Origin of the sequence: Pseudomonas sp. B21-041 (assembly GCF_024748675.1) — a bacterium.
Classification (GTDB): Bacteria; Pseudomonadota; Gammaproteobacteria; order Pseudomonadales; family Pseudomonadaceae; genus Aquipseudomonas; species Aquipseudomonas neuropathica.
The window spans coordinates 1,010,361-1,031,790 of record NZ_CP087175.1 but is presented as its reverse complement, the minus strand read 5'-3'; the positions used below and the strand labels follow the sequence as shown (position 1 = coordinate 1,031,790).

Annotated in this window: 21 protein-coding genes; 7 read left to right on the top strand and 14 right to left on the bottom strand. The window is 59.8% G+C overall.

The window, feature by feature from the left end; translation table 11 throughout:
- Positions 1–109 precede the first annotated feature (109 nt).
- The 5 genes from LOY43_RS04385 (at position 110) to LOY43_RS04365 (ending at position 3,612) form a co-directional block, all read left to right on the top strand.
- Complete coding sequence (locus LOY43_RS04385; RefSeq protein ID WP_038357535.1) at positions 110–1,603, top strand: RNA polymerase factor sigma-54; 1,494 nt, start codon at positions 110–112, stop codon at positions 1,601–1,603.
- Between the two features lie 73 nt (positions 1,604–1,676).
- Positions 1,677–1,985 (top strand): ribosome hibernation-promoting factor, HPF/YfiA family, encoded by a 309-nt coding sequence (gene hpf, locus LOY43_RS04380; protein ID WP_008085073.1) that lies wholly within the window; start codon positions 1,677–1,679, stop codon positions 1,983–1,985.
- 11 nt (positions 1,986–1,996) lie between these two features.
- Positions 1,997–2,461: a PTS IIA-like nitrogen regulatory protein PtsN gene (gene ptsN, locus LOY43_RS04375; protein WP_095049754.1), complete on the top strand. Its 465-nt coding sequence runs from the start codon at positions 1,997–1,999 to the stop codon at positions 2,459–2,461.
- A 2-nt stretch (positions 2,462–2,463) separates the two neighbouring features.
- Positions 2,464–3,321, top strand: a complete 858-nt coding sequence (gene rapZ / locus LOY43_RS04370) for an RNase adapter RapZ (RefSeq protein ID WP_038357533.1) — start codon at positions 2,464–2,466, stop codon at positions 3,319–3,321.
- Positions 3,322–3,336: 15 nt separating this feature from the next.
- Positions 3,337–3,612 (top strand): HPr family phosphocarrier protein, encoded by a 276-nt coding sequence (locus LOY43_RS04365; RefSeq protein WP_258709253.1) that lies wholly within the window; start codon positions 3,337–3,339, stop codon positions 3,610–3,612.
- A 79-nt stretch (positions 3,613–3,691) separates the two neighbouring features.
- Here LOY43_RS04365 and LOY43_RS04360 read toward each other — a convergent pair whose 3' ends face one another.
- The 6 genes from LOY43_RS04360 to pmbA form a co-directional block, all read right to left on the bottom strand.
- Positions 3,692–4,585, bottom strand: coding sequence for a ZIP family metal transporter (locus tag LOY43_RS04360; protein ID WP_095049753.1), 894 nt, complete (start codon positions 4,583–4,585; stop codon positions 3,692–3,694).
- Between the two features lie 30 nt (positions 4,586–4,615).
- A complete protein-coding gene (locus tag LOY43_RS04355) occupies positions 4,616–5,227 on the bottom strand; it encodes a superoxide dismutase (protein WP_095049752.1) in 612 nt (203 codons plus the stop codon).
- Position 5,228: 1 nt separating this feature from the next.
- Positions 5,229–5,669 (bottom strand): hypothetical protein, encoded by a 441-nt coding sequence (locus tag LOY43_RS04350; RefSeq protein WP_016984162.1) that lies wholly within the window; start codon positions 5,667–5,669, stop codon positions 5,229–5,231.
- 27 nt (positions 5,670–5,696) lie between these two features.
- Positions 5,697–7,073: an aspartate ammonia-lyase gene (locus LOY43_RS04345; RefSeq protein WP_258709252.1), complete on the bottom strand. Its 1,377-nt coding sequence runs from the start codon at positions 7,071–7,073 to the stop codon at positions 5,697–5,699.
- Complete coding sequence (locus LOY43_RS04340; RefSeq protein WP_095049750.1) at positions 7,054–7,461, bottom strand: FagA protein; 408 nt, start codon at positions 7,459–7,461, stop codon at positions 7,054–7,056. The genes LOY43_RS04345 and LOY43_RS04340 overlap by 20 nt, the downstream gene beginning before the upstream one ends.
- A gap of 251 nt (positions 7,462–7,712) precedes the next feature.
- Entirely contained in the window at positions 7,713–9,059 is a 1,347-nt protein-coding gene (gene pmbA / locus LOY43_RS04335; RefSeq protein ID WP_093435945.1) for a metalloprotease PmbA, read from the bottom strand.
- A 108-nt stretch (positions 9,060–9,167) separates the two neighbouring features.
- On the opposite strand from pmbA, the gene yjgA reads away from it, so the two are divergent.
- On the top strand, positions 9,168–9,692 hold the full coding sequence (yjgA, locus tag LOY43_RS04330) for a ribosome biogenesis factor YjgA (RefSeq protein ID WP_007915377.1): 525 nt from the start codon (positions 9,168–9,170) through the stop codon (positions 9,690–9,692).
- A 51-nt stretch (positions 9,693–9,743) separates the two neighbouring features.
- Here the strand turns inward: yjgA and tldD are convergent, their stop codons facing one another.
- From tldD to mreB, 8 genes are all read right to left on the bottom strand, one after another.
- Complete coding sequence (tldD, locus tag LOY43_RS04325; RefSeq protein ID WP_034154473.1) at positions 9,744–11,186, bottom strand: metalloprotease TldD; 1,443 nt, start codon at positions 11,184–11,186, stop codon at positions 9,744–9,746.
- Between the two features lie 4 nt (positions 11,187–11,190).
- Entirely contained in the window at positions 11,191–12,051 is an 861-nt protein-coding gene (locus LOY43_RS04320) for a carbon-nitrogen hydrolase family protein (protein WP_095049749.1), read from the bottom strand.
- A gap of 58 nt (positions 12,052–12,109) precedes the next feature.
- The gene (locus LOY43_RS04315) at positions 12,110–15,916 is read right to left on the bottom strand and encodes a YhdP family protein (protein WP_258709251.1); all 3,807 of its coding nucleotides are present in this window, start codon (positions 15,914–15,916) and stop codon (positions 12,110–12,112) included.
- Positions 15,917–15,991: 75 nt separating this feature from the next.
- Entirely contained in the window at positions 15,992–17,449 is a 1,458-nt protein-coding gene (rng, locus tag LOY43_RS04310) for a ribonuclease G (protein WP_007915369.1), read from the bottom strand.
- Positions 17,450–17,507: 58 nt separating this feature from the next.
- Positions 17,508–18,104 (bottom strand): nucleoside triphosphate pyrophosphatase, encoded by a 597-nt coding sequence (locus tag LOY43_RS04305; RefSeq protein ID WP_258709250.1) that lies wholly within the window; start codon positions 18,102–18,104, stop codon positions 17,508–17,510.
- A 37-nt stretch (positions 18,105–18,141) separates the two neighbouring features.
- Entirely contained in the window at positions 18,142–18,633 is a 492-nt protein-coding gene (mreD, locus tag LOY43_RS04300) for a rod shape-determining protein MreD (RefSeq protein ID WP_034154468.1), read from the bottom strand.
- Positions 18,633–19,745, bottom strand: coding sequence for a rod shape-determining protein MreC (gene mreC / locus LOY43_RS04295; RefSeq protein ID WP_095125394.1), 1,113 nt, complete (start codon positions 19,743–19,745; stop codon positions 18,633–18,635). The genes mreD and mreC overlap by 1 nt, the downstream gene beginning before the upstream one ends.
- 141 nt (positions 19,746–19,886) lie before the next feature.
- Positions 19,887–20,924, bottom strand: coding sequence for a rod shape-determining protein MreB (mreB, locus tag LOY43_RS04290; protein ID WP_002555108.1), 1,038 nt, complete (start codon positions 20,922–20,924; stop codon positions 19,887–19,889).
- Positions 20,925–21,135: 211 nt separating this feature from the next.
- Between mreB and gatC the strand changes: the two genes are divergently transcribed.
- A complete protein-coding gene (gene gatC / locus LOY43_RS04285; protein WP_007901429.1) occupies positions 21,136–21,423 on the top strand; it encodes an Asp-tRNA(Asn)/Glu-tRNA(Gln) amidotransferase subunit GatC in 288 nt (95 codons plus the stop codon).
- Positions 21,424–21,430: the final 7 nt, after the last annotated feature.

Here is a 21,430-nt window from a genome sequence, read left to right as displayed (position 1 = left end):
TCTAGGCAAACACTTCAGTTTCAGGCATATAATTTGCTTAAGTTTGGCGCCCCGGCGCCCTGTAGTGGATGGCGCATAGCGCCGGCGAATAAGGTGTTAAGCCCCTGCCATGAAACCATCGCTAGTCTTGAGAATGGGCCAGCAGCTGACGATGACACCGCAGCTGCAACAGGCCATCCGCCTGCTCCAATTGTCGACCCTGGATCTGCAACAGGAAATCCAGGAGGCTCTGGAATCCAATCCGATGCTCGAACGCCAGGAAGAAGGCGACGACTTCGACAATTCCGATCCCATGGCCGACAACGCCGAACAGAAGCCCAACACCGAGATCCAGGAACCCTCGTATCAGGAAACCGCGCCCACGGTGGACAACCTGGAGGAAGGTGACTGGAGCGAGCGTATCCCCAACGAACTTCCGGTCGACACCGCCTGGGAAGACGTCTACCAGACCAGCGCCAGCAGCCTGCCCAGCAGCGATGACGACGAATGGGACTTCACCACCCGCACGTCCGCCGGCGAGAGCCTGCAAAGCCACCTGCTGTGGCAACTGAACCTGGCACCGATGTCCGACACCGATCGCCTGATCGCCGTGACCCTGATCGATTGCATCAACAATCAGGGCTACCTGGACGAAACCCTCGAGGAAATCCTCGAGGCGTTCGATCCGGAACTCGACATCGAACTCGATGAAATCGAAGCCGTCCTGCACCGCATCCAGCAATTCGAACCGGCCGGTATCGGCGCGCGCAACCTTGGCGAATGCCTGCTGCTGCAATTGCGTCAGCTACCCGCCAAGACGCCGTGGCTGGCGGAAGCGAAACGTCTGGTCAGCGATTACATCGACCTGCTCGGCAGTCGCGACTACAGCCAGTTGATGCGCCGCATGAAGCTCAAGGAAGACGAGCTGCGCCAGGTCATCGAACTGGTGCAAAGCCTCAATCCGCGCCCTGGCTCGCAAATCGAATCCACTGAAGCCGAATACGTTGTCCCTGACGTCATCGTGCGCAAGGACAACGAGCGCTGGCTGGTCGAGCTGAATCAGGAATCGGTACCGCGCCTGCGCGTCAACGCCCAGTACGCCGGTTTCGTCCGTCGCGCCGACACCAGCGCCGACAACACCTTCATGCGCAATCAGTTGCAGGAAGCCCGCTGGTTCATCAAGAGCCTGCAGAGCCGCAACGAAACCCTGATGAAAGTAGCTACCCAGATCGTCGAGCATCAACGCGGTTTTCTGGAGTACGGCGACGAAGCCATGAAGCCGTTGGTTCTGCACGACATCGCTGAAGCGGTCGGCATGCACGAATCGACCATTTCCCGGGTGACCACACAGAAATTCATGCATACCCCGCGCGGTATTTATGAACTGAAATACTTTTTCTCAAGCCACGTCAGCACCTCCGAAGGCGGCGAATGCTCGTCCACGGCGATCCGCGCGATCATCAAAAAACTGGTTGCCGCGGAAAATCAGAAAAAGCCGTTGAGTGACAGCAAGATCGCTGGTTTACTGGAGGCACAAGGCATTCAGGTGGCTCGCCGCACCGTCGCCAAGTACCGCGAATCCCTCGGGATCGCGCCTTCGAGCGAACGCAAGCGGTTGATGTAAGCCACGTTACAGCGTTCCAGTGGCAGGCTATCCGGCCTGCCGCTTTATGCACTGGCAACGAAGGAGAAGCTGTATGCAAGTCAACATCAGTGGACACCAACTGGAAGTGACCCAACCTCTGCGTTCCTACATCGAGGAAAAACTCCAACGACTGGAGCGCCATTTCGACAAGATCACCAACGTGCAAGTCACGATGTGCGTCGAAAAGCTGAAGCAGAAAATCGAAGCCACCTTGCATATACCCGGCAGCGAAGTGGTCGCCAACGCGGAACATACCGATATGTACGCGGCGATCGACGCCTTGACCGACAAGCTGGATAAACAACTCAAAAAGCATAAGGAAAAGACCCAGAGCCTGCTCCAGGGCGCTACCGGTCGATAACCCCCCACCCCATGATCCGACTTGAAAGTATCCTGACCCCCGGCCGTTCCCTCGTGAACGTGCCGGGCGGCAGTAAAAAGAAAGCCCTCGAACAAATTGCCAACCTGATCGCCCGCGAAGTGGCGGATCTGGAGATGCAAGATGTCTTCGAGGCGTTGATTGCCCGTGAAAAACTCGGTTCCACCGGTTTTGGTAACGGCATCGCCATTCCCCATTGCCGCCTCAAGGGTTGCACTGCACCGATCAGTGCGCTGATGCACCTTGATGCTCCGATTGATTTCGACGCCATTGACGGCGCACCGGTTGACCTGCTGTTTGTTTTGCTGGTCCCGGAGGCTGCCACCGATGCGCACCTGGAGCTGCTGCGCCAGATCGCGAGCATGCTCGATCGCAAGGAAGTGCGTGAAAAACTGCGCAGCGCTCCAAGCAATGAAGCCTTGTATCAGGTTGTCCTGGACGAGCAGAACGGGCACTAATCATGCGCTTGATCATCGTCAGCGGCCGTTCCGGCTCGGGTAAAAGTACGGCTCTGGATGTCCTTGAGGACAACGGCTATTACTGCATCGACAACCTGCCCGCAGGTTTGCTGCCGGAACTGGCCGAACGCGCGCTGATTCACACGGAACTGGCGCAGCCGCTGGTAGCCGTGTCCATCGATGCGCGCAACCTGCCGAGCCACCTGACACGCTTTCCCGAACTGCTTGAAGATGTCCGGGCCAAACACATCCAATGCGACGTCCTGTATCTGGACGCCGACGAAGAAACCCTGCTCAAGCGTTTCTCCGAAACCCGCCGTCGTCACCCGCTGAGCAACGCCAACCGCTCACTGGCCGAGGCGATCCAGGATGAAACCGCCCTGCTCGGCCCGATTGCCGACCTCGCCGACCTGAAGATCAACACCACCAATCTGAACCTGTACCAGTTGCGCGACTCCATCAAGCTGCGTCTGCTGAACCAACCGGAGCCGGGGACCGCATTTCTGGTCGAGTCCTTTGGCTTCAAGCGCGGCATGCCGGTAGACGCGGATCTGGTATTCGATGTGCGCTGCCTGCCCAATCCATACTGGAAGCCGGAACTGCGCGCGCAATCGGGTCTCGATGCGCCGGTGGCTGAATACCTGGCGGCACAGCCGGAGGTCGAAGAAATGTTTCAGGACATCTTCACCTACCTGCACAAGTGGCTGCCGCGCTTCGCCGCGAGCAACCGCGCTTACGTCACCATTGCCATTGGCTGCACCGGCGGGCATCACCGCTCCGTCTACCTGACCGAACGTCTGGGTCAGGCCCTGCAGAAAACCCTGAAGAACGTCCAGGTTCGCCACCGCGACCTCACTTAAAGGATTCACACCGCGATGCCTGCTCTGGAAATCGAAATCATCAACAAGCTGGGCCTGCATGCCCGCGCATCGGCCAAGTTTGTTGGAGTGGCCGGGCAGTATCCGGATTGCACGATCAGAGTGGGTCGTACACCAGAGACCACGGTTGATGGCAAAAGCATCATGGCGATGATGATGCTGGCGGCTGGCAAGGGCACCAAGATCTATCTGAGTACCGAAGGGCATCAGGAACAGGAAGCGCTGGATGCGCTGGTGGCGTTGATCAACAACTACTTCGAAGAAGGCGGCTGACAGCCAAAATCAAAAAGTCGCAGCCCATGTCGCACCAATCCCCTCGTAGGAGCTGCCGCAGGCTGCGATCTTTTGATCTTCAACCCAACGCCGTATCCATCACCATCATCAGACAAAACCCGATCAACAGACCAAGACTGGCCAGTTTGTCATGACCATTGCGTCGCGACTCGGGAATCACTTCGTGCGTCACCACCAGCAACATCGCCCCCGCAGCCAATGCCAGACCTAACGGCAACAACACCTGCGCCAGACTGACCAGCCAGGCACACAACAGCGCAAACACCGGTTCGACCAGACCTGACGCCGCGCCGATCAGAAACGCCCTGACCCGCGACATCCCCGCCCCGGCCAACACCAGCGCAATCACCAGACCTTCCGGCACATCCTGCAAAGCGATACCCATGGCCAGGCTGTCCGCATCCGGCATGCCGCCGCCAGCAGAAACGCCGACGGCCATGCCTTCAGGGATGTTATGGGCAATGATGGCGAACACGAACAGCCAGATACGTGGTGGAATCACCGGATGCTCGACGGTGCCGACGAGCATTTCCGGGGACGCGCCGGAAACCTTGCGATCGACCAGATACAGCCCGAACGCACCCAGCATGATGCCTAAGCAGATCAGGCCGCTGGCGCCCCACGGTGTCAGTCCGAGGTTTTCGGCGGCAGCAATGCCCGGCACGATCAGCGAAAACGCCGTCGCCGCGAGCATCACCCCGGCACCAAAACCCAGCAACGTATCACTGAGTGTCTGCGGCATCCGCCGAATCACCAGCACTGGCACAGCTCCGAGCGCCGTGCCGAGGGCGCAGATCGCGCCGCCCTGCAACGCCCGCAACAGCCTCGGTTCCAGATTCAGCCATTCCAGTCCGTGGGCGACCAGCAAAGTCATGCCCGCCAACAGCAACAGCGATCCTACTGCGTAACGAAACATACGCCCACTTCCGATCGCCAGTGTTTCAGTGCCCATAGTCAGCCTTGGATTGTTTTTATAGAAGACTTAAACCAGCGCAGCCTGATAACGCGCAGCGACTTCAGGCCAATTGATCACGTTGTAAAAAGCGTTGATGTATTCCGGCCGACGGTTCTGATACCGCAGGTAGTAGGCGTGCTCCCAGACATCGAGTCCGAGAATCGGCGTATTGCCATTCATCAACGGACTGTCCTGGTTGCCGCTGCTTTCCACCACCAGTTTTTTCTCCGGGGTCACGCTCAGCCAAGCCCAGCCGCTGCCGAAACGGGTCAACGCGGCTTTGGTGAAGGCTTCCTTGAAGCTGTCGAGACCACCCAATTGCTCATCGATGGCTTTGGCCAGCGCACCGTCGGGTTTGCCGCCACCGTTGGGTACCATGACCTCCCAGAACAATGAGTGGTTGGCGTGACCGCCGCCTTGATTGATCACCGCCGCACGCAGTTTTTCCGGCAATTGCTGAACACTGGCGACGAGTTTTTCCACCGGCCACTCGGCGTATTCAGTGCCTTCAACGGCGGCGTTGAGGTTGTTGATGTAGGTCTGGTGATGCTTGGTGTAGTGGATCTCCATAGTCTGCGCATCGATGTGCGGTTCGAGCGCGTCGTAGGCGTAAGGCAAGGCAGGCAAGGTAAAAGCCATTTCAATGGACTCCATGGTGATGGGGGGCAGGCGCGCGGCGCGCATTGCCGGTATCCGGATGCAGCAGGCGTTGGGTGCGCGGGTATTCACCGTGCTCGCTGATGAAATTCAACAGCTCGACGTAAGTCTTGCTGCTCTGGCGCAGCGCTGCTTCACGCAAGGCCAGGCGCTGACGTTCGTCCTGCATGGTCTGCAACAAGCGTTGATGGATGGCGCAGAGGTATTCGGCGCTCTCCTCCGGCTGATTCAGGCGCAAGTGCAGATCGGCCAGGTTGTGGTGGGAGATGACGCAAGCCGCCACCGCCTCGTCGGCATCCGCCCAGCGTTCGAACAACACTTGCGCCAGGGCCAGGGCTTGCAGGTAAGCCTCACGGGCGTCGATCAGTTCGCCGAGCATGAAGCAGCGATTGGCCCGTTCGATCGTGCGTTTCCAGTGCTCCATGGTGAGCCTCCAAAGCGGTTGCGGGGTTTACACGCCGCCGGCGGTGAGTTTCTCTGGGTTGAGCAACTCTTCCAGTTGGCTGCGCGACAGGTCGGTGTGTTCCAGGGCGACGTCGATCACCGCACGGCCTTCCTTGTAGGCCTGCTTGGCGATTTCGGCGGCTTTCTGGTAACCGATGATCGGGTTGAGCGCGGTCACCAGAATCGGGTTGCGCGACAACGCTTCTTTAAGGCGCGACTCGTTCACCTTGAAGCTGGCGATGGCTTTGTCGCCGAGCAAGCGGCTGGAATTGGCCAGCAGCTCGATGCTGCTCAGTAGGTTCTGCGCGATGATCGGCAGCATCACATTCAGTTCGAAATTGCCCGACTGACCGGCGATGGTAATCACCGAGTCGTTGCCGATCACTTGCGCGGCGACCATGGCGGTGGCTTCCGGGATCACCGGATTGACCTTGCCCGGCATGATCGACGAACCCGGTTGCAGGGCTTCCAGTTCGATTTCGCCGAGGCCGGCGAGCGGGCCGGAGTTCATCCAGCGCAGGTCGTTGGCGATTTTCATCAGCGACACCGCAGTGGCCTTGAGCTGGCCGGAGACGGCGACGGCGGTGTCCTGCGAGCCGATCAGCGCGAACAGATCCTTGCCCGGGGTGAATTCCACGTCGGTCAATTGACTCAACTGGCGGCTGAAACGCGCGGCGAATTCAGGATGCGCGTTGATCCCGGTGCCGACCGCCGTGCCGCCCTGCGCTAGGGATTGCAGGCTTGGAAGCAAATCCTGCAGATGACTGAAGTTGGCCTTGAGCTGCTGCGCCCAACCGTTCAGTACCTGGCTCATGCGCACCGGCATCGCGTCCATCAAATGCGTGCGACCGGTTTTGACGTGGTGATGTACGTGCGTGGCTTTGTGCTCGATCACTTGCACCAGGTGCAGCAGCGCCGGCAGCAGTTGTTCGTGCAGGGCCAGCGCAGCGCTGACGTGGATGGTGGTCGGGATGATGTCGTTGCTGCTCTGCCCGCAGTTGACGTGATCGTTGGCGTTGACCGGCTCGCCGAGCAGACGGCTGGCCAGGGTGGCGATCACTTCGTTGGCGTTCATGTTGGAACTGGTGCCGGAACCGGTCTGGAAGATGTCCACCGGGAAATGCTGCATGAAGTCGCCTTCGAGCAGACCTTGCGCGGCGTCGCTGATGGCTTTGCCCTGGGCGGCGCTGATCTGGTTGAGTTCAACGTTGGCGCGGGCGGCGGCGGCTTTGGCGAGGATCAGCGCGCGGATGAATTGCGTCGGCATCGGTTTGCCGCTAATCGGGAAGTTATCCACCGCGCGCTGGGTTTGCGCGCCGTAGAGAGCGTCCACCGGCACCTGCAGTTCGCCCATGCTGTCGCGCTCAATACGTGTCTTGGTCATCTGAAAATCCTTGCACCAGTTCAATAAGAGGAATCGAGGGCAGCAGTTCGCAGGTGGCGAGCTGCCAGGTGTAGCGTTGCCAACGTTGGAGCCGGCATTTGCACAGGGACAGGCGCTCCATTTCACGCAGCGGACGCCAAGCTTGATCGAGACAGAAGCTGCGCCAGTGCCACGGCAAGGCGATATCGGTGGCCGTGTCGAGCAGCAGACGGAAGGAAGTTTCAGCGATGGTCCAGGGAGAAGTCGCCGTACAACAGGCCAGATACCGGCCCTCGGCCAGATAGTGTTCGATCAGGCGCGGTTCGTCGGGATCCATCGCGCAACGGATCTGGCGACTCATCCAGCGCCAGCTTTCGAGGTACGGCTGCTCGTGCAAGGCAGAACTCATGATCCGGGGCTCATCCGATAATGAGATTTATTATTAGATGATAATGAGAACCAAAACAAGAGCACCGAGCGATGCAGATTTCAGGGTGGGAGCGAGCCTGCTCGCGAAGGCGTCCTGTCAGTCACCACTGCGGTCGGCCGTGAAATCGCTTTCGCGAGCAGGCTCGCTCCCACATTGGTTTTGTATGGAGCCAATAAAAAAGGCGCGCCACCCGATGAGGTGGCGCGCCTTTTGTGTGTGACGGCCGGGGTTTAGCTGCCCGCGACGGTCATCCGCTCGATCAACACCGAACCGGTGCGAATGTTGCTGCGCAGCTCCAGATCATTACCGACCGCGACGATCTGCTTGAACATGTCGCGCATATTGCCGGCGATGGTCACTTCCTGCACGGCGAACTGAATTTCACCGTTCTCGACCCAGAAACCCGCCGCCCCGCGCGAATAGTCGCCGGTGACCATGTTCAAGCCATGGCCCATCAATTCAGTGACCAGCAAGCCACGGCCCATGCGCTTCAACAGTGCAGCCTGGTCTTCATCGCCATGGGTGACGAACAGGTTGTGTACGCCGCCTGCGTTGGCCGTGCTCGGCATACCGAGTTTACGTCCGGAGTACGTGCCGAGGATGTACGACACCAACTCGCCCTTTTCGACGAACGGTTTGGCATACGTCGCCAGACCATCACCGTCGTAGGAAGCACTGCCCATCGCGCGCATCAGGTGCGGACGCTCATCGATGGTCAGCCATTCCGGGAACAGCTTCTGCCCCAGAGTGCCTTCAAGGAAGGACGACTTGCGATACAGGCTGCCGCCGGACACCGCCGAGAGGAAACTGCCAAACAGACCACCCGCCAGTTCTGCGGAAAACAGCACCGGCACTTCGCAAGTCGGCACCGGACGCGCGCCCAGACGGCTCGCCGCCCGTTGCGCAGCACGCTGGCCGATGCTTACCGGATCCGCGAGCAAAGTGCCCTGACGGTTTACGTCATACCAGTAATCGCGCTGCATCTGGCCATCGGCCTCGGCAATCATCACGCAACTCAGGCTGTGCCGCGTCGATGCGTAGCCACCAATGAATCCGTGGCTGTTGCCGTACACGCGGCAGCCCTGATGAGTGCTGAGCGTGGTGCCGTCGGCGTTCTTGATCCGCGCATCGGCGTCGAATGCCGCCGCTTCACAGAGCAAGGCCTTCTCGATGGCCTGCTCCGGGGTGATATCCCACTCGTGGAACAGGTCAAAATCGTGTTGTTCCTTGGCCATCAACGCCGCATCAGCCAGGCCCGAGGCTTCGTCTTCGGAAGTGTGTTTGGCGATTGCCAGTGCGGCAGCGACGGTTTCGCGAATCGCGTCAGGCCCGGTGGCGGACGTGCTGGCCGAGCCCTTGCGCTGGCCCACATACAACGTGATGCCAAAACCCTGATCGCGGTTGAATTCGACCGTTTCGACTTCGCGCTGACGCACCGACGTCGACAGTCCCTGCTCCAGCGACACCGCGACTTCACAGGCACTGGCGCCCTGACGCTTGGCTTCGGCGATGATCTGCTCGACTTGTTCCTGCAGTGCCGGCAATGCCTGCGGGCCGACGCTTTGAACTGCACTCATGCTCATCTCCACTCAAATTCTGCTTTCGGCTGGGGTCATCGAGCGACCGGGCCGGACAAGCGGCCCCCGACTGGTTATCATGGCGGCGTTTCTTTGCGGACTGCCACCATGGTTGATTCTTACGACGACTCCCTCGATACGGGAGAAAAAAGCAAATCTCAGGTCAAACGCGAGCTGCATGCTCTGGTTGACCTCGGCGAGCGCCTGACAACACTCAAGCCAGACTTGATCGCAAAACTGCCGCTGACCGACGCCATGCGCCGGGCTTTGGCCGATGCGCCCAAGCACACCGCGAACATCGCGCGTAAACGGCACCTGCAGTTCATCGGCAAACTGATGCGCGATCAGGACACTGACGCGATTCTGACCTTGCTCGATCAACTTGATGCCTCCACTCGCCAGTACAACGAGCGTTTCCACAATCTCGAACGCTGGCGTGATCGCCTGATCGCGGGCGACGATGCCGTGCTGGAAAAATTCGTCGTCGAGTATCCGGACGCCGATCGCCAGCAACTGCGTTCCCTGATCCGTCAGGCTCAGCATGAGGTTGCGCAAAACAAACCTCCTGCTTCCAGCCGCAAGATCTTCAAGTACATCCGTGAGCTGGACGAAACTCAACGCGGTCTGCGTTGATATTCGCCACCGGGTGGCCGCCCTGCGCGCCACCCGAAGCTCCACCTCTTCTTATGCGCCCGTGCCACCCACGGTGATCGCATCGATCTTCAACGTCGGCTGACCGACGCCTACCGGCACCGACTGCCCATCCTTGCCACACGTGCCTACGCCGCTGTCCAGCGCCAGATCGTTACCGACCATCGACACCCGGCTCATCGCCTCGGGGCCGTTGCCGATCAACGTCGCGCCTTTGACCGGCGCAGTGATCTTGCCGTCTTCGATCAGATACGCCTCACTGGTGGAGAACACGAACTTGCCGCTGGTGATGTCGACCTGACCACCGCCGAGGTTGGCGCAGTAAATGCCCTTCTTCACCGAAGCAATGATTTCCGCCGGATCGCTTTCGCCGCCGAGCATGTAGGTGTTGGTCATTCGCGGCATCGGCAGATGCGCATAGGACTCCCGGCGCCCGTTGCCGGTGCGAGCCACGCCCATCAGGCGCGCGTTGAGTTTGTCCTGCATGTAGCCTTTGAGTACGCCATTTTCGATCAGCGTGGTGCACTCGGTCGGCGTGCCCTCGTCGTCAACGCTCAGCGAACCGCGACGGCCGCTCAAGGTGCCGTCATCGACGATGGTGCAGAGTTTCGACGCAACCATTTCACCCATGCGACCGCTGTACGCCGAGCTGCCCTTGCGGTTGAAATCGCCTTCCAGACCGTGGCCGACCGCTTCGTGCAACAGCACGCCAGACCAGCCCGAACCCAACACCACCGGCAACGTACCGGCCGGCGCCGGAATCGCTTCCAGATTCACCAGCGCCTGGCGCAACGCTTCACGGGCATAGCCCATGGCGCGGTCCTCGGCAAGGAAATAACGGTAATCGGTACGCCCGCCGCCGCCATGCCCGCCACGCTCGCGACGGCCATTCTGCTCAACGATCACGCTGACATTGAATCGCACCAGCGGCCGTACATCCGCCGCCAGCCCGCCGTCGGTGGAGGCCACCAGAATCCGCTCCCAGACCCCTGCCATGCTCACACTGACCTGCTGGATACGCGGGTCGAGCGCGCGGGTGGCGACATCGATGCGCTTGAGCAGCTCGACTTTCTCGGCGCGGCTCAACACTTCCAGCGGGTTATCCGGCGCGTATAACTGTGCAACATCTTGAGTGGTAAACGCCTGGACTGTGCCGTTCTGCCCGGCCCGGGAGATCGACCGCGCCGCGCGGGCGGCTGCGCCGAGGGCTTCGAGGGTGATCGCGTTGCTGTAGGCGAAACCGGTTTTCTCACCGGACTGCGCGCGTACGCCGACACCCTGATCAAGGTTGAAGCTGCCTTCCTTGACGATGCCGTCTTCCAGCGCCCAGGACTCGGAAATCTGCCCTTGGAAATACAGATCCGCCGCATCGATGCCGGGGCCGGCCAGATCGCCGAGCACGCCTTGCAGACTCTCGATCGTCACGCCGCCGGGCGCCAACAGGTGATCACTGACTGAGGACAACAACTCGCTCATAGGTTTACGCCTTAAATTCGTGTTCTGAGGCAGGCCGCTGTGCGCCCTGCGAGAAAAACCGCCGATGACGCGTCACCGGCATTCGCGCCCTGATGGACGCTTGTTCATTGCTATCGCGCTCGGCCAACAACACCGCTTCGCCTTGATCCTGACTCGCCAGCACACGGCCCCACGGATCGATAATCGCCGCATGGCCGAAGGTTTCTCGCGGTCCCGGATGGGTTCCGCCTTGTGCTGCGGCAAGCACATAACACTGTGTCTCGATGGCGCGTGCGCGAATCAGCACATCCCAATGCGCTGCGCCGGTCACCGCAGTAAAAGCTGACGGTGCGGTAATCAACTCTGCACCGGCGGCACGTAATTCGCTGTACAGCTCGGGAAAGCGCAAGTCATAACACACGGTCAGACCGACTCGCCCCACGGGCGTATCGGCAACGACAACGCCACTGCCATAAGCATAGTCATCGGATTCGCGATAACGGCCGCGATTGTCCGCCACATCGACATCGAACAGATGCAACTTGTCATAGCGTGCAACGACTTCGCCCTGTTCATCGACCAGCAGCGAGCAGGCATTGGCTTTGGCCGTCGGCTGATCCACTGGAGGCAAGGGCAAAGTACCGGCCACTATCCATAACTTGAGGTCGCGGGCGGTCTGTTTCAACCACGGCAGGATCGGTCCTTCGCCCAATGCTTCGGCACGGCCGATGTCAGCGACGTCGCGACGGCCCATGGCGGCGAAGTTTTCCGGCAGCACCGCCAGCTTCGCGCCACCGGCCGCTGCCTGTTCGAGCAGGCGCCGGGCCTGAGCCAGATTGGCCAGCACGTCGCTCTGGCTGACCATTTGAATCACCGCTAAAGACATGGCGAACTCCGCAAGAGATATGCGGCCATGCTACTCCATCGGTTCAGTGGCTGGCTGTTCAAAAAGGCTTGTCGAAGGTGATTTTCGGCTCTTTCCATGGGCCTTTGACGGTGTATTTCACACTGGCAAAGCGCGCCACACGGTCACCGATCAGTTTGTCGATCAGGAACAACGCGCCGCCGACCGCCGGTGCGCCAACGATCAACGCGGCAATCGGCAGGTTGTTGGTCACCGGCAAGGTCACCAGCAACTTGGCATCGACCTTGTCGCCGACTAGGTCCAGCGTACCGTCCAGCTCAAGGTTGCTCGAAGGACCGGTCAGGCGAATCGGCTCACGGGTGACATACACACCATTGTTCGCCACCAACAGGCCTTTGACCCGGTCGTAGCTCAAGCCTTTGCCGAACAGATCGGAGAAGTCCAGACGCAGACGCCGGCCGATGGAGTTGAAGTTAAGCAGGCCAAATACTCGCAACGCCTGCGCGCCGCCCTCTACTTCAACAAACTGACCTTTGTTCAACGACGCATCGAGCGTGCCGGAGAAGCGCTTGGTCGCCAGCCAGGCCGGCGAGCCCGGCCAACGGCCGTCGACGTCCATATGAAATTCTTCGCTGGTCACGCTCGGCGCAAAGCCCCAGCCCTTGAGCACATCGGCGAGGTTCTTGCCGCCAATCCGGCCCTTGAACCAGCTATTGGTCGCCCCGGGCGCACCCTCCCAGCCGCCATTGCCCTGCAACAGGATGCCTTTGAGGCCCATGTCGAGATTATTCAGGGCGATGCCCTTGGCGGTTGGTCGCACTTTCAAAGACCAGCCACCGACCAGATCCGGCCCCAGAAACAGTTGATTGATCGTGATATCCAGCGCTGGAATCTTCGTCGGATCCACCGAAACCAAAGGGTCCGGCGAATTCTCGTCAGCCTGCACCGTCGGGTCCGGCGCCGGCAGCTTCACGTATTGCAGATTGACCGCAATCGGCACGGCTTTGGCATCCGGCAGGTTCGCCGAGCCTTTGGCCTGCTGGCTATCGAGGGACAGATTCCACGCGCCCGGCTTGCGATTGACCTGAACCGACGCCTGATCCAGCGTGGTCCCGAATGCCGTGAGCTTACCGACCTTGAAATCAGCACTGTTGAGCAATTGCTTGGCGCTGCCGCCCGGATCCTGCCCGGCGTATTTGTTCACCAGATCCTGCCACGGCGCGACGTCCAGTTCCGAGAGCACTCCGCGAATCCGCAAGCCTTTGGCGCCCGGCAGCACCGCTTCGCCGGCACCGAGGAACAATTCACCCCGGCCCTCGGCAAAATTGCTCGGCGGTGCCGCGAAGGTGAAATTGGCCAGTTGGTCGTAGTTGAACCAATAACGCCGCTCCTGCCCCTGCAAGGTCATGCGGAACACGGTATCGCGTCCGACATCTGCCGCCATACCGAACGGTGCCGGCAGATCCACCGCCACACCCTTCATGCTGGAGCTGACCATCAACTGGCTGTCGGCGCCGTCCAGATTCAATTGCAACTGATAAGGAATGGTTCCGGAGACCGGCAGTGGTTGTGTCACGCCCAGCCAGTCGGTGAGCTTCTTCACTTCGACCTGACCGGATGCGGCGACCCGGGTCTTGAGCTTGCCGGGGCTGCCATCGGCGAAGATCTGTGCGGTTACCGGTTTGTCGAACGCCCGCGCGGCGATGTTCTGCCCGCTGAGTCCTTTGGCGCTGTCGAAGCGGAAATCGCCTTTGAGTTGAGTCAGCTCCAGCTTTGGCTCGGCGAGTTTCAGGCGCGCATTGGCGGTTTTGAAGTCGACCAGAATCTTCGGCAGATCGCCGCCCTTGTCCAGCGGGATGTCCAGTTTGAGCTTGCCTTGCAGATCCCCCGCCCCTTCCCATCCGGCAAAGGTTTCACCGGTGCCGATCGGTGCGTCCTGAAGAATTTTCAGACCATCACCGAGGCCGCCGGCAAACCCGCCATCGAGATACATGTGCGTATGTTGTCCGGCCGGCACATGGGGAATATTGACGAAGACATCGCTGACCTGAGTGTCGAGCAACTGGCCCTTGTCAGCCCAGATCCGCACACCGCTGTCTTCGATAAACACATCGCCACTGACCTTGCTTACGTGCGGCCAGCCCGGCTGGAAGGCCAGTTCAGCGTCGTGCACTTTGAAGAACAGGCTGATGCTGCGGTCGGCCTCCCCGGCATTTTTGCTCAGCGATCCCTGATACTGGAAGAAACCCTGGTCGACCGCACCTTTGAGAATGGCCGTACGCAGCCACTCGTCGAGTGCTGGACTAAGCACTTCGGGGAGATATTTGGCGGTATAACGACCGTCGCCATCGACCAGACCGACCCGCAGGTCCATGTAGTCTTCCTGGCTATGGTCGAAATGCAGGCGTATCAGGAAATCGCCGGCAATCTTGCCCTCCTCGCCAAGCACCTTCAGGTACGGAGCGATCAGGGTGAAGCCGTCTTTGTCGAGCTTCCAGGTCAGGCGTGCATTGGCCTGAATGTACTGCCATGGCTTAGCGAAAATCGGGTCGAGGTGCAGGACAAAATCCTTGCTGTCCATGCGCAACTCGCCACCGTCGAGGTTGCCGCTGAGGCTACCGCTGACGTTTCGAGCCGCCGGAGCGCCGTGATAGGCGTCGAAACCGACATTGTCCAGATTGGTGGCGAAACTGAACTTATTGCCATCGGTGGCATTGGGGCGGAAATCCAGCAGCACGTTACGCAGGCCACCGGTGACTTTCAGATGATCGACAGCCGTAGCGAAACCTTGCGGCAACGGCCCCAACGCATTGAGCAACGGGGTGATCGGAGTCAGATCCAGACGATCCGCTTGCAAGTGCCAGAGCTCGTCCACCTTGTCGGTCGCGCGCGTCTGCTTCAGTTGTACATGCGACTCCCAACGGCTTTCGCCGAAACTCATCGCCAGTGCATCGAGGGTAACGGTCGCGCCCTCGGCACTGTTCTGGTAGTAGGCGTTAAGCGCCAGATTATTGATCTGGATCGGCTTGCGATCGGCATAGGCGCCGGTCAGTTGCGGAGCATTCAAGCGTAACGCAGCACTCTGCAGCGTGCCCTTGGCCCAATTGACCCAGAGTTCGCCGCCGGCTTTGATCTCGGAAAAATTCCATTGTTGGGTAAGACGCTCTGGCAGCCATTTCGACCAGTCGCTTTGCGGCAGGCTGGCGTAACCGTCCACCACACTGTCCTTCAATTGCTCGGGGCGAATCCGCGTGCGCAGGCTCAGTGCAACGGGCTGGCCATCCGGCAAGGTCAAACGCGCATCGAGCCGTTGACGGCTGGCGCCGGTTTTCAGATTAAGGCCGACATAAGTTAGGGTCAGCGGCGCGTGATCCAGCGGTTGCAGGGTCACCTGACTGTCGAGCACCGACAGTTGCTGAATCATTTGCGAGCGATTGAACAGTTGCTGCGGGTCGAGCGGTTGATCGTTCTGCACCGGCAAGCCTTCCAGCGCCCAACTGCCGTCCTCGGCTTCCTTGAGGCTGATTTTCAGGCCGTTGAGTTCAAGGTGGGCAATGCGCACTTCGCGCGCCAGCAGGCTGGCCCACAGATCCGGTACCGCCCGTACCCGATCCAGACGCAACGCATTGGCGCCAGCGCCGACCATTACATCATGGGCCAGCAGGATCGGCGCAAAACCGCTCCAGTTGCCTTCAAGTTCGCCGATCTGCAACGGCATGCCGAGGGCGGCACTGGCCTTGTCTTCGATGTCGGCGCGATATTCGGCCACCAACGGGGTCAGCTCACGACCGAGACTGACGTACAACGCCATCAACACCAGAACCAACGCGCACAGGCCCAGCCCCCAGCGGGTGAATGTGGCCAAAATGCGTGTCAGACGCTCCATGTCAGTTGGCTCCCATGGCAAAAATACTGCGAAAAGCTGAGGCCAGCCGCGGTGGAATAAAAGTGACGCAGGGGATCAGAGCAGCACCACGTCATATTGTTCCTGGGAATACATGGTTTCCACCTGGAAGCGTATGGTGCGACCGATAAACCCTTCAAGCTCGGCGACGTTACCGGATTCTTCGTCAAGCAAGCGATCCACCACTTTCTGGTTCGCCAACACACGATAACCCTCAGCCTGATAGGCCCGGGCCTCGCGGAGAATCTCGCGGAAAATCTCGTAACAGATGGTTTCTGCAGTCTTCAGTTTGCCGCGCCCCTGACAGCTGCTGCACGGTTCGCACAGCACCTGCTCCAGACTTTCCCGAGTACGCTTGCGCGTCATCTGCACCAGGCCCAATTCGGTGATGCCGATGATGTTGGTCTTGGCGTGATCTCGTTCCAGTTGTTTTTCCAGCGTGCGCAACACTTGGCGTTGATGCTCTTCATCTTCCATGTCGATGAAGTCGATGATGATGATCCCGCCCAGGTTGCGCAGGCGCATTTGCCGGGCAATCGCGGTGGCCGCTTCGAGATTGGTCTTGAAGATGGTTTCTTCGAGGTTGCGATGGCCGACGAAAGCCCCGGTGTTCACATCGATGGTGGTCATGGCTTCCGCCGGATCCACCACCAGATAGCCACCGGATTTCAGCGGCACCTTGCGTTCGAGGGCTTTTTGGATTTCGTCTTCGACGCCATAGAGGTCGAAAATCGGTCGTTCACCCGGGTAGTGTTCCAGACGATCGGCGATTTCCGGCATCAGTTCGGCGACGAACTGCGTGGTTTTCTGGAAGGTTTCCCGGGAATCGATGCGAATCTTCTCGATTTTCGGGTTAACCAGATCGCGCAATGTACGCAGCGCCAGGCCGAGGTCTTCGTAAATCACACTTGGCGCGGCAATGGTTTTGATCTGTTCGTTGATCTGATCCCACAGACGTCGCAGGTAACGGATGTCCATGAGGATTTCATCGGCGCCAGCGCCTTCGGCGGCGGTGCGCAGAATGAAACCACCGGCCTCCTTGATGCCTTCCTTGGCCACGCAATCACTGACCACCTGCTTGAGGCGTTCGCGTTCGGCTTCGTCTTCGATTTTCAAAGAGATGCCGACGTGGGCGGTGCGTGGCATGTACACCAGATAACGCGAAGGTATCGACAGCTGCGTGGTCAAGCGCGCGCCTTTGGAACCGATCGGGTCCTTGGTGACTTGCACCACCAGGCTTTGACCTTCGTGCACCAGCGCGCTGATACTTTCGACCGCAGGACCTTCACGTAGAGAGATTTCGGCGGCGTGAATGAATGCCGCGCGGTCCAGGCCGATGTCGACAAACGCTGCCTGCATACCCGGCAGCACGCGGACGATCTTGCCTTTATAGATGTTGCCGACAATCCCGCGCTTTTGTGTGCGCTCAACGTGGACTTCTTGCAGCACACCGTTTTCGACCACCGCCACGCGCGACTCCATCGGCGTGATGTTGATCAGAATCTCTTCACTCATGGCAGGATCTCGTTCAGGCATGTTCACGATAATGGCCGCATCTGGATGGGTACGACGCTTATGGCGCGTTCAGGTTTTGCCAACAGGGTATGCCGAAATGGCCTAACAGTTCTGCGGTTTCGCAAACAGGCAACCCGACCACCGCCGAGTAACTGCCATTGAGGCCCGCGACAAACACCGCGCCGAGTCCCTGAATGCCATAACCACCGGCCTTGTCCCGTGGCTCGCCACTGGCCCAGTAAGCGGCCGCTTCCTCAATGCTGATCGCGCGAAACCGCACCAGACTGCGCACCACCCGCGACTCGCAGCGCTCGTCTTCAAGCACGGCGATGGCGGTCAGCACTTCATGCTCCTTGCCGGACAACATCATCAGCATGGCGCATGCATCGGCTTCGTCCACCGGTTTGCCCAGAATTTTGCCGTCCAGCACCACGGCAGTATCGGCACCCAGCACGCAGAATGGCTGAGTGGACACGACCGTGTGGCGTCCGGCCTCGGCTTTGCCGCGCGCCAAGCGTTCGACATAGGCCGAGGGCAATTCTTCGGGTGATGGGGTTTCGTCGATATCCGCACTGATGGCGGAGAACGCAACGCCGATCTGCGTGAGCAATTCACGGCGACGCGGCGATCCGGAGGCGAGGTAAAGCGGCTTCATCAAAACATCTCCCTGTTCAGTGCCCAACTTCACCGGCTCAATTGATTTTGTAGCGTCGGCGCAATCCGCGTAGGGCAAAGCTGACCCAAGGCCAGAGCAAGGCGCTGACCAGCGCCGGAAGTACCAGCGCCAGGGTTGGTTGACGGTTACCGGTCAAGGCACTGAGCCACAATTGCACCAGTTGCGCGAGGCCGAAAATCACCAGAATTACCAGGCATTGCTGCCACATCGGGAACATCCGCAGGCGTTGTTGCAATGACAATACGAGGAAGGTGATCAGGGTCAGGATCAGCGCATTCTGACCGAGCAGATCGCCCTGCAGCACGTCTTCGGCCAGGCCCAGGCAAAACGCCGTGACCATGCCCACCGTGTGCGGCATATACAAAGCCCAGAATGTCAGGAGCAAAGCCAGCCAAAGCGGGCGCAGGATCTCCATGAAAATCGGCAATGGCGACACGCTCAGGAGTATGCCGACAACAAACGTCAGCCAGACAATCCAGCCGTTACGCGATGCGGTAGCCCCGACCATTATTCTTGTCTCCCGGTTGTCGCTGGTGCATTGACGGGCGGTTTGGCCGCAGGTCGCGCAGCCGGCTGGGCAGCTGGAGGTTTGGCCGCCGCTGGCGGTTTGCTTACCGCGGGCTTGGCCGGTGTGGCGCTAGCGGCGGCGGTCGGTGCGGCAGGCGTCGCGGGCGTCGCAGTGGCTGCGGCAGGCGGGGTCACGGTTTTCGGTACAGTGGCCGGAATAATCGGGCCGCCGCCAAAAGCATCAAGATTTTCCTGCGCTTGCGCCGCATCGTTGGCACGCTCTTCGGCGGTGCGGTTGTCGCTGAACACCAGCAACATGTAGCGGCTGCGGTTCAGCGCGGCGGTCGGTACGGCGCGAACGATGGCGAACGGCTGACCGGAATCGTGGATCACTTCCTTCACCGTCGCGACCGGATAGCCTGCCGGGAAACGCTGACCAAGGCCGGAGCTGACCAGCAGATCGCCTTCCTTGATATCGGCCGTGTCGGCGACGTGGCGCAACTCCAGGCGCTCAGGGTTGCCGGTGCCGCTGGCAATGGCCCGCAGCCCGTTGCGATTGACCTGTACCGGAATGCTGTGTGTGCTGTCAGTGAGCAGCAAGACACGCGAGGTGTAAGGCATCAACTCGACCACCTGGCCCATCAGACCGCGCGCATCGAGCACCGGCTGACCGAGCACCACACCGTCACGCTCACCTTTATTGATGATGATGCGATGGGTGAACGGGTTGGGGTCCATGCCGATCAACTCGGCCACTTCGACCTTTTCGTTGACCAGTGCAGAGGAATTGAGCAACTCGCGCAACCGAACGTTCTGCTCGGTGAGGGCGGCAAGCTTTTGCATGCGCCCCTGCAGCAGCAGGTTTTCGGTTTTGAGTTTTTCGTTTTCGGCGACAAGCTCGGTGCGGCTGCCAAACTGGCTGGCGACACCTTCCCACAAGCGACCCGGCAGGTCGGTGATCCAGTAGGCATCCATCAGCACCAGCGACGCTTGCTTGCGCGCAGGCTTGAGCAGGTCAAAGCGGGCATCGACCACCATCAGCGCGATCGATAGCACGGCCAGCACCAACAGGCGCACGCCCAACGAAGGGCCCTTGGCGAAAAGCGGTTTAATAAGCCGCTCCTCCCAAGCAAATGTTCTGTTTATTCATACGGCATCAAACCGGCCTGGATGAAGACTGACAGAAGATAAACGCCAACAGGCAGCACTGCAAAGTGCTGCCTGCGCGCTCACCCACGTATTGCACTCGGCGACTTATTCGCTCGAGAGCAGGTCCATGGTGTGCTTATCCATCATTTCCAATGCACGGCCACCGCCGCGAGCCACACAGGTCAGCGGATCTTCGGCAACGATCACTGGCAGACCGGTTTCCTGGGCCAGCAACTTGTCGAGGTCACGCAGCAGCGCACCACCACCGGTCAGCACCAGGCCACGCTCGGCGATGTCGGAAGCCAGTTCCGGCGGCGATTGCTCCAGGGCACTTTTCACAGCCTGAACGATGGTTGCCAGGGACTCTTGCAGAGCTTCCAGCACTTCGTTGGAGTTCAGGGTGAATGCGCGTGGAACGCCTTCGGCCAGGTTGCGACCGCGAACGTCGACTTCGCGAACTTCGCCGCCCGGGTAGGCCGTGCCGATTTCCTGTTTGATGCGCTCAGCGGTGGATTCACCGATCAGGCTGCCGTAGTTACGACGCACGTAAGTGATGATCGCCTCGTCGAAGCGGTCGCCGCCAACGCGGACGGATTCGGCATACACCACACCGTTCAGGGAGATCAGCGCTATTTCAGTGGTACCACCACCGATATCCACGACCATCGAGCCGCGCGCTTCTTCGACCGGCAGGCCGGCACCGATCGCAGCCGCCATTGGCTCTTCGATCAGGAACACTTCACGGGCACCGGCACCGAGGGCCGATTCACGGATGGCGCGACGCTCAACCTGGGTGGATTTGCATGGAACGCAGATCAGCACACGAGGGCTAGGCTGCAGAAAGCTGTTTTCGTGAACCTTGTTAATAAAGTATTGCAGCATCTTTTCGCAGACGCTGAAGTCGGCGATCACGCCGTCTTTCATCGGACGAATGGCCGCAATGTTGCCCGGCGTACGGCCGAGCATGCGCTTGGCTTCGGTGCCGACAGCAACGACACTTTTCTGGTTACCGTGTGTCCGAATGGCCACAACCGATGGCTCATTCAGGACGATACCGCGCTCGCGCACGTAAATAAGGGTGTTGGCAGTGCCCAGGTCAATGGAAAGATCGCTGGAAAACATGCCACGCAGTTTCTTGAACATGGGAAAGGGACCCTAGGCAACGCGTGGGTAAAAAAGTGCGGCAAACTCTAACAACGACAGGGATTTTGGGCAAGGCGCCAATATGTTAAATTGGCCGCTTTTCTGTGCACCAAGCCCCACAATCGCGGCCTTATGACCGTAGAAGTGCGGTAGTGTTCCGACAATCTAACACACGGACGCCGTCCGTTCTGTTTTCCACAGGAGAATCCCGATGGCGCTAGAACGCTCCGACGTGGAAAAAATCGCTCATCTGGCCTGCCTTGGCCTTAATGATGCCGATCTTCCACACATTACTTCCGCCCTCAACAGCATTCTCGGTCTGGTCGACGAAATGCAGGCTGTTAATACCGACGGAATCGAGCCTCTGGCCCACCCGCTGGAAGCCAGTCAGCGCCTGCGCGCCGACGTTGTGACCGAGACCAATCACCGCGAGGCCTACCAATCCATCGCACCAGCGGTCGAAAACGGCCTGTATCTGGTTCCGAAAGTCATCGACTAAAGGGAAA